Origin of the sequence: Streptomyces sp. NPDC008079 (assembly GCF_042957385.1) — a bacterium.
In the GTDB taxonomy this organism is placed as follows: domain Bacteria; phylum Actinomycetota; class Actinomycetes; order Streptomycetales; family Streptomycetaceae; genus Actinacidiphila.
The window spans coordinates 1,392,328-1,406,486 of sequence record NZ_JBIBIC010000001.1; the positions used below are offsets into that span (position 1 = coordinate 1,392,328).

The 14,159-nt window shown below is 71.4% G+C and carries 16 protein-coding genes; 15 read left to right on the forward strand and 1 reads right to left on the reverse strand.

Annotated elements, in window-relative coordinates; translation table 11 throughout:
* Positions 1-225: 225 nt before the first annotated feature.
* From ACFZAM_RS06130 to ACFZAM_RS06200, 15 genes are all read left to right on the forward strand, one after another.
* Positions 226-891 (forward strand): hypothetical protein, encoded by a 666-nt coding sequence (locus ACFZAM_RS06130; RefSeq protein ID WP_355337480.1) that lies wholly within the window; start codon positions 226-228, stop codon positions 889-891.
* Positions 892-910: 19 nt separating this feature from the next.
* Positions 911-1,714: a hypothetical protein gene (locus ACFZAM_RS06135; protein ID WP_355337483.1), complete on the forward strand. Its 804-nt coding sequence runs from the start codon at positions 911-913 to the stop codon at positions 1,712-1,714.
* Positions 1,711-3,018, forward strand: coding sequence for an ATPase, T2SS/T4P/T4SS family (locus tag ACFZAM_RS06140; protein WP_355337486.1), 1,308 nt, complete (start codon positions 1,711-1,713; stop codon positions 3,016-3,018). The genes ACFZAM_RS06135 and ACFZAM_RS06140 overlap by 4 nt, the downstream gene beginning before the upstream one ends.
* Entirely contained in the window at positions 3,018-4,094 is a 1,077-nt protein-coding gene (locus ACFZAM_RS06145) for a type II secretion system F family protein (RefSeq protein WP_355337489.1), read from the forward strand. The genes ACFZAM_RS06140 and ACFZAM_RS06145 overlap by 1 nt, the downstream gene beginning before the upstream one ends.
* On the forward strand, positions 4,091-5,002 hold the full coding sequence (locus ACFZAM_RS06150; protein ID WP_391043126.1) for a type II secretion system F family protein: 912 nt from the start codon (positions 4,091-4,093) through the stop codon (positions 5,000-5,002). Before ACFZAM_RS06145 ends, ACFZAM_RS06150 begins: the two co-directional genes overlap by 4 nt.
* Before the next feature lie 100 nt (positions 5,003-5,102).
* A complete protein-coding gene (locus ACFZAM_RS06155) occupies positions 5,103-5,351 on the forward strand; it encodes a hypothetical protein (protein ID WP_391043127.1) in 249 nt (82 codons plus the stop codon).
* Positions 5,352-5,371: 20 nt separating this feature from the next.
* Entirely contained in the window at positions 5,372-5,890 is a 519-nt protein-coding gene (locus ACFZAM_RS06160; protein WP_391043128.1) for a TadE/TadG family type IV pilus assembly protein, read from the forward strand.
* Positions 5,891-5,894: 4 nt separating this feature from the next.
* Positions 5,895-6,338: a TadE/TadG family type IV pilus assembly protein gene (locus tag ACFZAM_RS06165; RefSeq protein WP_355337501.1), complete on the forward strand. Its 444-nt coding sequence runs from the start codon at positions 5,895-5,897 to the stop codon at positions 6,336-6,338.
* A 3-nt stretch (positions 6,339-6,341) separates the two neighbouring features.
* Entirely contained in the window at positions 6,342-6,833 is a 492-nt protein-coding gene (locus tag ACFZAM_RS06170; RefSeq protein WP_391043130.1) for a pilus assembly protein TadG-related protein, read from the forward strand.
* A 133-nt stretch (positions 6,834-6,966) separates the two neighbouring features.
* Entirely contained in the window at positions 6,967-10,044 is a 3,078-nt protein-coding gene (locus ACFZAM_RS06175; protein ID WP_391043131.1) for a BTAD domain-containing putative transcriptional regulator, read from the forward strand.
* Positions 10,045-10,180: 136 nt separating this feature from the next.
* On the forward strand, positions 10,181-10,456 hold the full coding sequence (locus tag ACFZAM_RS06180) for a hypothetical protein (RefSeq protein ID WP_391043133.1): 276 nt from the start codon (positions 10,181-10,183) through the stop codon (positions 10,454-10,456).
* 5 nt (positions 10,457-10,461) lie between these two features.
* Positions 10,462-11,775 (forward strand): hypothetical protein, encoded by a 1,314-nt coding sequence (locus ACFZAM_RS06185; RefSeq protein ID WP_391043134.1) that lies wholly within the window; start codon positions 10,462-10,464, stop codon positions 11,773-11,775.
* 43 nt (positions 11,776-11,818) lie between these two features.
* Positions 11,819-12,214: a hypothetical protein gene (locus ACFZAM_RS06190; protein WP_391043136.1), complete on the forward strand. Its 396-nt coding sequence runs from the start codon at positions 11,819-11,821 to the stop codon at positions 12,212-12,214.
* Positions 12,215-12,300: 86 nt separating this feature from the next.
* Positions 12,301-12,846, forward strand: coding sequence for a hypothetical protein (locus tag ACFZAM_RS06195; RefSeq protein ID WP_391043138.1), 546 nt, complete (start codon positions 12,301-12,303; stop codon positions 12,844-12,846).
* The gene (locus tag ACFZAM_RS06200; protein ID WP_355337526.1) at positions 12,843-13,448 is read left to right on the forward strand and encodes a hypothetical protein; all 606 of its coding nucleotides are present in this window, start codon (positions 12,843-12,845) and stop codon (positions 13,446-13,448) included. Before ACFZAM_RS06195 ends, ACFZAM_RS06200 begins: the two co-directional genes overlap by 4 nt.
* Before the next feature lie 9 nt (positions 13,449-13,457).
* Here the strand turns inward: ACFZAM_RS06200 and ACFZAM_RS06205 are convergent, their stop codons facing one another.
* Complete coding sequence (locus tag ACFZAM_RS06205; RefSeq protein WP_391043139.1) at positions 13,458-14,096, reverse strand: ABATE domain-containing protein; 639 nt, start codon at positions 14,094-14,096, stop codon at positions 13,458-13,460.
* Positions 14,097-14,159: the final 63 nt, after the last annotated feature.

Genomic DNA, 14,159 nt, shown 5'->3' on the forward strand with positions numbered 1-14,159 from the left:
ATGCGCCTTGAGGGTGTTTGTAAGGCGCTGATAGCGTGCGGTGACTTGACATCGGCCTGCGGGCTGTCGCCGGACAGGAGCGCGGCAGTCTCTCCCCACGCAACCGATTTCGAAGAAGCACGCCGGCTCGACGGGGGCAGTGACGTGAGGACCAGAGAACGTTCCGCTGCGGGCGGCGGCAGTAACAGCCGTCAGTCCGGATCCGCGCCCATGCATGGGGCGCCGATGGGCGGAGAGCGGCTGCCGACGGTGTCGCGGGAGCGCAAACCCGCGTTGGCCGCACTGGCCGTGCTGCTCATTCTCGTCGGCGCGCTCGGCGCCACCGTGATGGTCATGCGCGCGGGGAACAAGATCTCGGTCGTGAAGATCGACCAGGACATCCCGGTCGGGGACCGGATTCCCGCCTCCGCGCTCCGCGAGGTCATGGTCTCCGACGACTCCGGGGTCAACTTCGTGCTGTGGAAGCAGCGCGGCGACCTGGAGAAGAACTATCGGGCGTCCACGAACATCGTCAAAGGCTCCGTCCTGGTCAAGGAGATGGTGACGAACAGCAGCGCCCTCCCGGCCGGGAAGTCGCTGGTCGGACTCTCCCTCAAGCAGGGCGTGTTCCCCGACGGTCTCGCCAACGGCCACACCGTCGCCGCGTATCTGGTGGGGAACGACGCGGCCAAGGGGCAGAACGGCTCCTCGGGCGACAGCGGCGGAGCGAGCGCCAACACGCTGATCAGCGACAGCCTGATCATCAAGTCCGTGAAGTCCGACTCCTCCGGGCTCGGTGGCGGCGACACCCTGGTCACCGTGATCGCGGACTCCTCCGTCGCGGGCAAACTCACCCTCGCCGCCGCGGCGAACGAAGTGGCGCTCGTGCTCATGCCCGACAGCAAGAACTGAGCGAGCGGGCGAATACGTCATGGCACTGATCGCAATCGCCGCGGACAAGGGCTCACCAGGCGTCACCACCAGCGCCGTCGCGCTCGCCGCCGTCTGGCCGCGCCGTGTCCTGCTGGCGGAGGCCGACCCGGCGGGCGGCGACCTCGTCTACCGCTCACCCGCCGCGCACGGCGGCATGCTCGACCCCAACACCGGCCTGCTCTCGCTGGCCGCCACCGCCCGACGCGGCCTGGCCGCCGAGCAATTGTGGGACCACGCCCAGCCGCTGGCCGGCGGACTCGACGTCCTCGTCGGCATCGGCAGCGCCGAACAGGCCGCCGGTCTGTCCGGACTGTGGCCGATGCTCGGCCAGGCCTTCGCCACGCTCGCCGAGTCGCCCAACGGCGCCGCCGACGTGATCGCCGACTGCGGCCGGATCGGCGCCGACTCGCCCACCCTCGACCTCTTCTCGCACGCCGCCCTCGTCCTCCTGGTGGCCCGCACCGAACCCGAACACCTCGCGCGGGTACGGGACAGGGCCGGTGCGCTGTCGGCCAAACTGCACGGCTCGCAGCGCGGCGCCGCCGCCGCGCTCGGCTACCCGCCGATCGGCATCGTGCTCATCACCGACCCCAGCCACAGCGCCCGACAGGCCAGCCAGGTCAACGAGATGCTGGTGGCCTCGCAGATCTCCGCACGGGTCGTCGGCACCCTCGCCCACGACACGGCGGGCGCCGACACCCTCAACGGCCGCCGCCGGGGCCGCCTGGACAAGTCCCTGCTGATCCGCTCGGCCCGGCAGATCACCGCCGACGTACCGCACCGGTACGGAGTGCTCCGATGAGCACCGTCGACCACCAGTTGGTCAAGCGGTTCCGGCAGGAGGCGGGCGACCGCATCTCGGAACAGCGCCGACTGGACCAGGTGACCGGCGAACCCGCCATGTCACCCGAGGACGAGCGGCAGTTCGCGCGGGCGATCATCGCGCAGATCCTGGAGGACTACGCCCGCGCCGAGATCAACCTCGGCCGCACCCCGCCCGACGCGCAGGCCGAGGAGGCGTACGCGGCAGCCGTGCACGCCGCGCTCTTCGGCGTCGGCAGGCTTCAGCCGCTGCTCGACGACACCGAGGTCGAGAACATCGACATCAACGGCTGCGACCAGGTCTTCGTCGGCTACTCCGACGGCCGCGAGCTCCAGGTCGAGCCGGTCGCCGAGTCCGACGAGGAACTCATCGAGCTGATCCAGGTGCTCGGCGCGTACTCCGGCCTGTCCTCGCGCCCCTTCGACTCCGCGAACCCGCAACTCGACCTGCGGCTCCCGGACGGCTCCCGGCTCTCCGCCGTCATGGACGTCACGCGCCGCCCCGCGCTGTCCATCCGCCGCGCCCGCCTCGGCAAGGTCTTCCTCTCCGACCTGGTCGGCAACTACACGCTCACCCCGGAGTTGGGCTCCTTCCTGTCGGCCGCCGTCCTCGCCCGTAAGAACGTGATGATCGCCGGCGCCACCAACGCCGGAAAGACGACGCTGCTGCGCGCGCTGGCCAACGTCATCCCGCCGCACGAGCGCCTGATCACCGTCGAGCGCGCGCTGGAACTCGGCCTCGACCAGTTCCCCGAGATCCACCCCAACGTCGTGGCGTTCGAGGAGCGGCTGCCCAACTCCGAAGGCCAGGGCGCCATTTCGATGGCCGAGCTGGTCCGCCGCTCGCTGCGCATGAACCCCTCGCGCGTCATCGTCGGTGAGGTGCTCGGCGACGAGATCGTCACCATGCTCAACGCGATGTCACAGGGCAACGACGGCTCCCTGTCCACCATTCACGCCAACAGCTCCGCCGAGGTCTTCAACCGCATCTCCACCTACGCACTCCAGGCGCGCGAGCGGCTGCCGGTCGAGGCGTCGCAGATGCTGGTGGCGGGCGCCATCGACTTCGTCGTCTTCGTGCAGCGACGCAACGACTTCCAGCGCGGCGGCACCCTGCGCCGTATGGTCACCTCCGTCCGTGAGGTGAACGGCGTGGACGGCCGCGTACTGTCCAGCGAGGTGTTCGCCGAGGGGCGGGAGGGCGTGGCACTGCCCCACGCCCCGATCTCCTGCCTCGAGGAACTCCTCGCCAACGGCTACCAGCCCACGGGGGTGTGGCGGTAATGACCGGGATCTTCTCCCTGTCCGTGCTCTACGGACTGCTCGCCGGAGCCGCCGTCGGCGGCGGTATCGCGCTGTTCGTCCTCGCGATGCGCGGCTGGGCGCCCAAGCCCGGTGCGACAGCGCCGGGTGAGTCGTCCGGCGACAAAGCGGCGGAGTTCATGCGCTTCCTGTCGCAGCGCGGCTCGCTCGCCATCGTCGCGGGACTTGTCGTCCTCGGCCTGACCCGCTGGGCCGTCCTCGGTGTCTCCACCGCCGTGCTGGTCTTCACCTGGGACAAGCTCTTCGGCGGCGCGGCGGAGGAACGCGCCGCGATGAAGCGTGTCGAAGCCCTGGCGGCCTGGACCGAGTCGCTGCGCGACACCATCGCGGGTGCCGTCGGCCTCGAACAGGCCATACCCGCCTCGGCCCGCGCCGCCGCACCCGCACTGCGCGGCCACCTGTCGTCGCTCGTCGACCGCCTCAGGTCGCGCACCCCGCTGCCGGAAGCGCTCCAGCACCTCGCCGACGAGATCAACGACGCGTCGGCCGACATCATCATCGCCGCGCTCATCCTCAACGCCCGCCTGCGCGGACCCGGTCTGCGCGAAGTGCTCGGCGCGCTCGCCAAGTCGGCCCGCGAGGAAGTGGACATGCGGCAGCGCGTAATGGCGCAGCGCGCGAGCACCCGGCGCAGTGTGCAGATCGTCGTCGTGGTGTCCGTGGCCTTCGTGCTGGGCCTGGCCATCTTCAACCGCAGCTTCGTCGAGCCGTACGGCACGGCGATCGGCCAGGCCGTACTCACCTTGGTGTGCGCGCTGTTCGCGGCCGGATTCTGGTGGCTGCGGAAGCTGTCCAACATCGAGACGCCGGACCGGTTCCTGGTCCATGAGCCGGAGCGCGTTTCGGCCGCCGACCGCATCGGAGTGCCGCCCGGCCACGGCGCCCACGCACAGGCGACCCCCGGCCAGCCGCTGCCGGGTCACGGAGCGCCGGGGCACGCCGCACCCGGCCACGCGGCGGCACCGGGCCGCGGCGGTGTGCCCGGCCACGGCGGCGTACCGGGCCAGGCCATCCCGGGTCAGGGGGCGGCACGATGAACAACATCCTCTTCACCTGTCTGGTCGGCGCGGCCGTCGGCCTCGGCGTCTTCGTCCTCATCCGGGCGCTCATGCCCGGCAAGCGCAGCGCCGTGCACACGGTGGCGCAGATCGACGCGATGCGCGCCGCGGGCCCGGTCAGCAGCGGACCGGCGCACACCGCACCGACCGACTTCAAGGGCCGCGTGGGCCAGCGGGTCGCCACCTTCTACCTCCAACAGGGCTGGGAGCAGCGCTCGCTCCGCGCCGACCTCGCCGTGCTCGACCGGAGCTGGGAGAACTTCCTGGCCACGAAGATCATCCTGGCCGCGGCCGGTGTGATCTTCGGGCCGTTCCTCTTCGCCGTGATCTGGCAGCTCGGCATGGGCAGCAACCCCGTGATCCCGGTCTGGATGGCCCTGATCTGCGGCGGCGTCTTCTTCCTCCTGCCGGACTTCGAAGTGCGCCGCGACGCCGCCGACAAGCGCAAGGACCTGCGCCGGGTCATCGGCGCCTACCTCGACCTGGTGTCGATGAACCTCGCGGGCGGCCGCGGTCTGCCCGAGGCCCTGATGGCCGCCGCCGAGATCAGCGACGGCTGGGCCCTGACCCGTATCCGCAACTGCTTGGCCGATGCCCGGATCACCGGCACCAGCCAGTGGGTGGCCCTCGGCAGACTCGGCGACGAGCTGGGCGTCGAGGAGTTGAGGGACCTGTCCGTCACACTCGGCCTGGTGGCCGACGACGGCGCGAAGGTCCGCGAGTCGCTCGCCTCGCGCGCCGAGACGATGCGGCACCGGGAACTCGCCGAGATCGAGGGATCCGCGGGCGAGAAGTCCCAGTCCATGCTCGTCGCGCAACTCCTGCTGTGCGCGGGCTTCCTGGTCTTCCTGATCTTTCCCGCCGCGATGCGCGTGTTCCAGGTCTGACCGCCAACGTCTCTGAGCACCACTGTCTCCGATCGTCACCGTCCCTCCTGAGCACCACTGTCATCGAAACGCCGAGCGTCGAGTCGAGAGGACTTGAACCATGAACCGCTTGTCCAAGGTCAGCCATCCGGCTGTCGACTTCCTTCTCACCTTCCTCAAGGGGCGCGTCGAGCGCGCCCGTTCCGAGGGCCTGTCCCGCGGTGCCTCCGCCGTCGAGTGGGTGATCATCTCCGCGGTGGTCGTCACCGTCGTCGGCGTGGTCGCCGTCATCATCAACGGCGCCCTCAAGGGCAAGGCATCGGACGTCGGCAACTGCATCTCGAACACCACGGACAGCAAGACCTGCTGAGGCCGGGACCGATATCCGTGATGGAACGACGAATCGACGCGCTGCACCACGCCGTACGCCGCAGGCTGGACGCCGCCCGCGGCGACAGCGGCGTGGGCAGCCGTACGAGCACGAGAGCGGTAAACGGCGCGGGGGCGCCTACCGGCGATGACCGCGGGATGACCGCGATCGAGTTCGTCTTCCTCACCCCGGTCCTGTTCTTCATGATCTTCGCGACGGTGCAGTTCGGTCTGTACTCCTTCGCCGACCATGTCGCGCAGGCGGCCGCGCACGCCGGTGCCCGCAAGGCGCGGGCGGAGGCCGACGCCGATCCCGGCGGCTGGTCGGGTAAGGCGACCAGCGCGGCCGAGGACCGTATCGACCAGCTCGGACCGAATCTGCTGGACGGCCGCAAGGTGACGTCCTTGCAGCCGGACGCGGCCACGGTCGGCGTGCGCGTCACGGCCGACGTACCGACCATCTTCCCCGGCTTCCACTTCAAGGTGAACGAGAGTTCCCAGGGGCCGGTGGAGCGCTTCGTACCGGACAACGGGGGCTGATCCGATGCGTACCCGACTGCGAACCGCACTGCGCACCAGACGGGTGGGGGAGCGGGCCGACGGAGGGCTGTCCACCATCGAGGTGGTGATCCTCGCCCCGATCATGATCCTGTTCATCCTGATCCTGGTCGCCTTCGGCCAACTCGTCGACGGCCGGGGCGCGGTGGACGGCGCCGCCAGGGACGCCGCCCGTGCGGGGTCGATCCAGCGCAGTCAGGGCGTCGCCATGTCCGAGGCGATCGCGGCGGCCCGGGCGGACCTCGGTGACACCTGCGTGGCCGGCACCTTGTCGGTGAAGAAGACCAGCGAGGGCTTCGAGGCCGACACCCTCTTCAGGGTCGAGGTGAGCTGCACCATCCGCGGCCTCGCCTCGCTCGGCCTCAAGATCAACAAGACGATCACGTCGACGGCGGCCTCACCGCTCGACCCGTACCGACGGGCGGAGTGACCGATGCACGCGACACGGCACGTCGTACGGCGCCTCGTAGGAAGGGTGGCGCGGAGGGTGGTACGCCGCCCCGACCGCGGCTCCGGCACCGCCGCGATGCTTATCTTCGCCGTGGTGTTCATGGCGCTCGCCGCCTTCGTCGTCGACGGCGGACTGTCGATCTCCAAGCGCGAGCGCGCCGCCGACATAGCCGAGCAGGCGGCCCGTTACGCGGCCCAGGACATCGACGTCGAGGCGCTGCGCAACGCTCCCGCGGGCACCCAGCCCGTGATCAACACCGGGGCCTGCACCGGCAGGGTCAGGAATTTCGCCGAGCAGTCGGGGCTGAGCCCGGCCGACGTCATGGCCTCCTACTGCACCTCCGCCCTGCCCAACCGGGTGGAGGTGACCGTCCAGCTCACGTATGAGCCGATGCTCACCGGTTTCTTCTACGACCACAACATCGTCGTCCACGGTACGGCGGCGGCCGAGTCCGTCACGGGACCGGCCAACTAGTCCGTGACAAGCAGCCCTTAGCAGCATTCGTACAGCACCAGCCGTACAGCACCAGTCGTATAGCACCAGTCGTTCAGCACCAGTCGTTCAGCCGAAGCACCAGCCGCTCCAACCGAAGGCAGAGGAAGCAGCCATGGCACGCACGACCGCCACGGGACGTAACCGTACGCAGCAGGGTGGGGCGGCGGCGCGCCCGCCGCGCAGGCACCGTACGTTCGGCGACTTCGTGCGCGCGCTCGGCGCGTTCCTGGCGCTCGCCGTGCTCGTGGTGGGGGTGCCGGGCGCGCTCCTGTACTTCATCGGGTCGCCGTTCCCGCACCACTTCGACTCCGACCTGGTGCAACAGCCCATCACCAGCGAGACGTTCGTCAACACACTGGCCGTGATCGTATGGCTGGCCTGGGCGCAGTTCACGGCGTGCGTGCTGGTCGAGACCAAGGCGGCGGTCTCCGGCGTGGGCATGCCGAGCCGGGTGCCGGGCGCGGGCCCGAGCCAGTTGCTGGCACGGCAGTTGATCGCGGCGCTGCTGCTCGTCGGCGTGAGCACCGCGGGCCTCGTCCCCGGTCTGTCCCAGCTCGGCCAGGGCAACCAGCACGAGAGCCAGGCGCGGCCGGGCGTGGCCGCCACCGCGCAGCAGACCCCCGGCCAGCAGCACCAGGCACGTACCGTCAGCGCCGCCGTGCCGCATCAGCAGGCCGCCCAGCACGCCGCGGGATCGCACCAGAGCGCGGGTCAGTCGGCGCACAAGGACACCAAGTTCTACCGGATCCAGCCGCCCGAGGGCCGGCACCACGACTCGCTGTGGGAGATCGCGCAGCGCCACCTCGGCGACGGCCGCAGGTACAACGAGATCTACCAGCTCAACAAGGACCGCGTGCAGCCGGACGGCTCCAAGCTGTCGCAGGCCAGCCTCATCCGGCCCGGCTGGGTGATGGAGATGCCCTCCGACGCGCACGGCGGCGACCTCGTGGAGATGCCCGTCGCGGCCACGCACGTCGCGCCCGACGTGCAGCATTACGCCGAGCACGGCGGCGCCAAGGACACCACGGCCGAGGGCGCGCACGCCTCCGCCCAGCACGCGGCGGCCGAGCAGGGCGGCGGCGGGACCGGCGCCCAGGGCGGCGGATCGGGCGGTTCCGGCTCCACCGACAGCGCGTCCGCCGAGACCGGCCCCGGCGGTACGGGCGGCCCCGGCGGTACGGGCACGGGCGGTACGGGCGGGTCCGGCGGTCGCCACGCGGCCGTCACCACCCCGGCCCACGCCGAGACGGCCCCCGAGCACGGGCCCACCGCCGCCTTCACCGCGAACTCCTCCTCCCACTCGCACGGCTTCGACCTGTCCGAAGCCCTGATCGCCGCCCCGCTGCTGGCCGCGGGCCTGCTCGCCGCGCTCGGCCGCCGCCGTCGTACGGCCCTGTGGCAGTCGGTCACCGCGGGCGGCCTGCGCACGCCGCGCACCCCCACCGGGCCGCAGGCCGACGCCGCCGACGCGCTGCGCGTGGGCGCCGACCAGGACACCGTCGCCTTCCTCGACCGCGCGCTGCGCGCGCTGTCCGGCCGCCTGGACGCCGAGGGCCTCAAGCTCCCGACCGTCTACGCCGCGTGGCTCACCGACGAGGCCCTGCACCTGCAACTGGCCTGGCCCGAGGGCCAGCCGCCGGCCCCCTGGCAGCTCGGCCAGGACCAGACCTTCTGGCGGCTCGACCGCGCCGACCTCACCGAGGACGCGGACGTGTCCGCGGCGGCCCCGTACCCCGGCCTGGTCGCGCTCGGCACGCTCGACGGCGCGCGGCTGCTGCTCAACCTCGAAGCGGTGCCCGGCATCGTCTCGCTGTCCGGAGCCGCCGCCGACCGCGAGGCCGTACTGGCCTCCGTCGCCTCGGAGTTGGCCACCAACGGCTGGTCGGACCGGATGACCGTCACCCTTGTCGGCTTCGCCGAGGACCTCACGGCCCTCGCCCCCGCCCGCGTCCGGCACCTCGCCGACGTGCCCGAGGTCATCGAGACGATGTCCGCGGAGACCGCGCAGCGGGCGGGCGCCCTGCGTACGGCGGGCCAGGACAGCGTCCTCACCGGCCGCACCGGCCGCGCCCAGCACACCCAATGGGCACCGCACCTCGTCCTGCTCGCCGCCGAGCCCACCGAGGAGGAGGCGAACCGGCTGGCCGAACTCGCCTCCGACGCGGGCCGGCTCGGCATCGGCTACCTCGTCGCCTCCAGCCGTCCCGACATGCCGGGCGCCGCCTGGGAGCTGGAGATCACCTCCGCGGGACGGCTGCTCGCCCCGCTGCTCGGCCTCGACCTCGAAGCGCAGGTGCTGCCCGCCGATCAGTACCAGGCCGTGCTGCGGCTGTTCGCCGAGGCGGGCGGCGAGGACGGCCCCGGATCGGGCCCCGACGCCCCGCCGTTCATGGTGGACCTCTCCGACCAGGGACGGCCCGGCGTGTACGCGCGCCTGCTCGGCTCCTTCGAACTCGTCGGCGTCGACGAGCCGTCCGCCGAGCGCAGCCAGCTCCTCCACGAGGCCCTGGCCCTGCTCCTCCTGCACCGCGAAGGCGTCCACCCCCGCGTCCTGGCCTCCGCGCTCTGGCCGCGCGGCGTCACCGAGGACGTACGCGACGCCCTCGTCGAGCGCCTCCGCGACTGGCTCGGCACCGACCCCGGCGGCATCGCCCGGCTCACCATCGACGACACCGGCCGGATCGTCCTCGCGTCCTCCGTCGTCTCCGACTGGGACGTCCTCCAGACCCTCCACCACGAGGCCACCGAGGGCAGCGCCGCCTCCGACCCCACCGCCCGCCGCCGCCTGCTCACCCAGGCCCTCTCGCTGGCCCGCGGCCCGCTCCTCCAGGACCGCACCGCGGGCCGCTACGGCTGGCTCTCCCACGAGATAGTCGACGCCCAACACCCCGTCCTCGTCGCCGAGATCGCCCTCGCGCTCTCCGCCCTCCACCTCGACGCGGCCAAGCCGAAGGCGGCCGTCGCGGCCATCGAGGCTGCCCTGGTCGTCTCCCCCAACGACGAGCGCCTCTGGCTCGAACTCCTCCGCGCCACCCAGGCCACCGGCGACCCCGCCCGCCTCCAGGCCGCCGCCAACTCCCTCATCGCCCGCAGCGACTCCCTCAGCGGCCCCAGCCGCGGCCTCCCACCCCGCGTCGAAGCCCTCCTGGACGAACTGCTCCCCGATTGGCGCGGCAGCATCGCCAACTGACCCTCGGAAGGCACTCCCTTACGCGCCGCGCGCCGTCAAATCCGATTCACCCGTAACCCCGAGGCGGATCGGGGTCGTTGTCAGTCCGTAAGTAACGGCATATGACGGCGACAACGAGGGTGGTCGGGGTACGAGGATGGCGGACCTCAAGGTGACGGATCAGGTGCTCGCCGATTCGGAGCGGCTGTTGACGAAGCTGCACTTCGAGTTCAAGAGCATCAAGGTCCATCGGGACGACCTGCCCCACATCTGGGGGTCGGGCGCGGTGGCGGGCGCGATGGACGCGTTCGTCAACAACTGGGCCTGGTACCGCAAGAAGCTCATCGGCGGCATCGAGTCCGTCGGCGGACTCGTCGGTGCGGCCCGCGAGACGTTCAAGCAGACCGACGAACACCTCGCCAAGAGCGGCTGACCCCCGTGGCGACGACCACCAGGCCGCGCCCGCGCGACTGGCACCCTCTCACCGACACCGATCCCACCCCCGGCGACCCCGAGTCTATCCGCGACGAGGTCGCCCACATGAAGCACCTCGCGGGCATGCTCAGAGCCGAGGCCGCCGACCTCAAGGTCATCGGCACCGGCGACGGCCTCAAAGGCCGCTACGCCACCAAACTCCGCGACGAAGCCCGCGAACTGGAAGTCCACCTCCGCGAGACCGCCGGCCGCTACGAACGCGTCCACGGCCATCTCACTGCCTGGGCCGCCGAATTGGAGTCCATCCAGTCCGACGCCGACCGCATCCTGCGAGGCGCACGCGCCGACGCCGAGACGGCTCCCCCTGAGGACACCGAATCTGCCTCGGGCGACGACCCGCTCGCCAAGTACCGCCGCTCCCTGACCAGGGTCGAGGCCCACCGCGACGAGCGGGCGTCGCACTACGCGGCGCGTATCCGGCACGAGATCAACGACAAGATCAAGGACAGTTGGTGGGAGCGGCGCAAGAACGAGATCGACGGGGTGAAGGGGGCGATTTCGCTTGTCGCGGATGTGATGAGCTGGGTCGCCACCGCTATTGCCCTGGTCGCGATCGTGATGACTCCAGCGGGCTGGGTCGCGGCACTCGCGATGTGGCTCGCGATCGGCGTTTTCGCCGCGCACCTGCTGCTCGCCTCCGCCGGTGACTGTTCCTGGCTGGACGTCGGCATGGACATCTTCGGCCTCCTCACCATGGGCGTTGGCACGATCGCCCTCAACAATCTCCGAGGCGTCCAGATCGCCACGAAGCTCGCCGCCGAGGCCGCAGCCGAGGAGCGGGCCGCCGCCACCGCCACCCGCGCCTCCCGGTCGGTCCTTGACCGGACCTCCGCCACCGTCAACCGTCGCGGTACCACCAGCGCAGCCCGGGCCACGGCCCGCCACGAGCGCAACATCGCGAAGGCGGCGGCCAAGCGCGCGGGCCGCGCCGCCGCTGCGGGCGAGGCCGCTACCCCCGTGGCCGAGGCCACCCAGCGCGAAGCGGTGCTTCTTGGCGGCGACCGCGAGACGGCGAATCTTTACAAGGACGTGGTCCGGATGCGGGCCGCGTATCCGGAGAGTGGCGCTGTGCAGCGGGCGAGCCAGGGTGCCGAGCGGCACCGGAACGCGTTCCAAGGCTCGTGGGCGGCTGCGACGTCGGTCGATCTTGTGGACAAGGGCGTTGGGAGTAGCGACTTCGTTCCGGGAAAGCCCTCGATCGCGGCCTACGGCGACTTCAAGGACCAGTACACGAAAGAAGTGGGCACTGCCTGGTGACTGTGTACCTCTGCTTGGCCGCACCGAATCCATGGGAGCCCGCATGTTCTTTACCAGCGACGTGACCAGCGATCTGCTCCTCGCGCGGAGTGACAAGCGCATCCGATGGGGCGCTGTGGTTCCGCCTCTGGGGTTCTGCTTGATCGCCCTCACCGGACGGCTTTTGACCCCGGGCAGGGACACGTTCATCTTCGAAATGGTCGCTCTGGCGGCAGTAGGTCAGACGCTTGTCTGGTGGGGGATATACGGACTTCACCGCACACGTGCGTGGGCCTCAGGCGTGCAGTTCTACCTTTGGGTCGGCGGTATCTTCACCGCAATCTCCTTGGCCTCCACGGGAATCGTCTACCTCGCGCCCATCCCCTTGCTGGCTCCAGCCACCGCCTGGCTTGCCAAAGTGCGGCTGCGCCGCAAACCCCCGGCGGAGGCGGCCCGGTGACGGCCGCGACCACCCCCGTCGGGTACACCCTCGTGCTGCCCCCGGGCTGGGCCCGGATCCCTCTGCGCGCGGGCACCGCGACGGCGTTGGACGAGAAGGTGTTTCGGGGGATCGAGCGGATTCCGGCGGGGGTGCCGAGGGATGAGGGGATGGCGTTTCGGGCGGAGGTGCGCCGGAGGGTGGAGGGGATGGCGCGGGAGGCGAGGGCGGGGGGTGGGCTGGATCTGTATGTGCCGGTGAAGGCGCGGGCGGGGCTGGTGGTGGGGGCGTCGTTCGTGGTCGCCGAGGTGGCGGGGGAGTGGGCGGGGGAGGAGACGGGGGCAGAGGCCGTGTTGGGGCGGCTGGTGGGGGAGGAGCGGGGCGGGGCGCCGGGGGAAGTGCGGGAGGTCGCGGGGACGTTGGGCGTGCGGTGGGAGTACGTGGAGCCGTCGGCCCTCCGTGAGAGCGAACCGGTGGAGACGTATGCACGGCATGTCGACTACGTCGTCCCCGTGCCGAGGCAGGGCGCGGGGCGGTGGCTCGCGGTGGCGTTCTCGACGGTGGGGGACGGGGATCCGGGCAGCGAATTCACCAGGGCGCTGGCCGAGTTGTTCGACGCGCTGATGACGACGTTCCGTTGGAGCTACGCGTGAGCGGGAGCCGGCTGGACGCCCGGCGGGTGGACGGTTCGCGGTGGGTGTGGGTCCCGCCGCGGTGGCCGGTGCCGGGGAGCGAGGGGGAGTTCCCGGACGCCGCCGCGTACGCGCGGGTGATGGCCGAGGCGCACTGGGAGGACAGCGCCTTGACGCCGGGCCCCGGCGAGGTACGGGAGTTGGCCGAGGCGCTGACGTACGGGATGGAGCGGTATCCGCGCGTCTATCCGGGGTACGGGCTGCACTTCCACCTGGACGGCCCGCGCGGGAATCCGCTGGCCGTGTACTGGGCGGAGTTCGACATCGAGGGCGAACTGCCCGGCGAATTGCGGGAGCTCACCCACGCGGACGCGGAGTACGCCGTGGAGCCGCCGATCGTCGAGGACTTCGGCAGTGAGCACCTGGGCACCGGCATCCGCGTGATGCGCTACTTCGTCGACCCGGACGACAACGGCATCACCATCGGCCTCCGTTACGCGTGGCGCGTGCCCGAGCACGGTGCGGACGTGCTGGTGATGACGGCGGCGCCCGATCCGGGGCGGGTGCTCCGGGCGATGGACGACATCGACGCCTTCGCGCGGGCCCTGCACTTCGGCCCCTGACGTCACCGGTTACGCGCTCCGCGCCCGTAGCGCCGTCTTCTTGGCCTGGTTGCCGCACACGTCCATGGAGCACCAGCGCCGCGTCCCCGGACGGGACTGGTCGAGGAAGACGGCGCCGCAGGTCGGGGAGGCGCAGGGACGCAGGCGCGGCAGCAGTTCGGGGGTGGCGGCGAGGTCGAGGGCGTCGCGGGCGATCAGGGCGAGGGTCGCGGTGAGGGGGTCGTCCGCGTGCCACTGGAGGTCGCCGGAGGGGCCGAGGCGGGGGGCGGGGACGACGTGGGCGGCGGCGCGGTTGAGCCGGGCGCGGGCGGTGTCGCCGAGGCCGGAGCCGGGGGCCGCGCCGGGTTCCCTGCCGGGGGCCATGGCGGCGCTGACCAGCGCGTGGACCGCCTCGCGCAAGGCGCGGGCCTCGCGCAGCCGGGCGGGTGTGGGCGGGGTGGCGGGTACGTCGGAGCAGGGGCCGCACTGCCGTACCCAGGCGATCAGCGCCTCCGGATCGGCCAGCTCCTCGGTGACCGCGGGCGTGCCCCGGTAGCGCAGTGTCCGCAGGTAGTCGAGGCACAGCCGCCCGGCGCCCTCGCGGAAGCGCGGCTGAGTACGGCCGCCGTCCAGGGCCGGGGCGTAGGCGTCGATGCCGTTCGCGGTCATACGGGCCACTCTACCGGGGAACCGGTTTAACTGGTACCTTCGGAACTGGTTAAACCGGTTTCC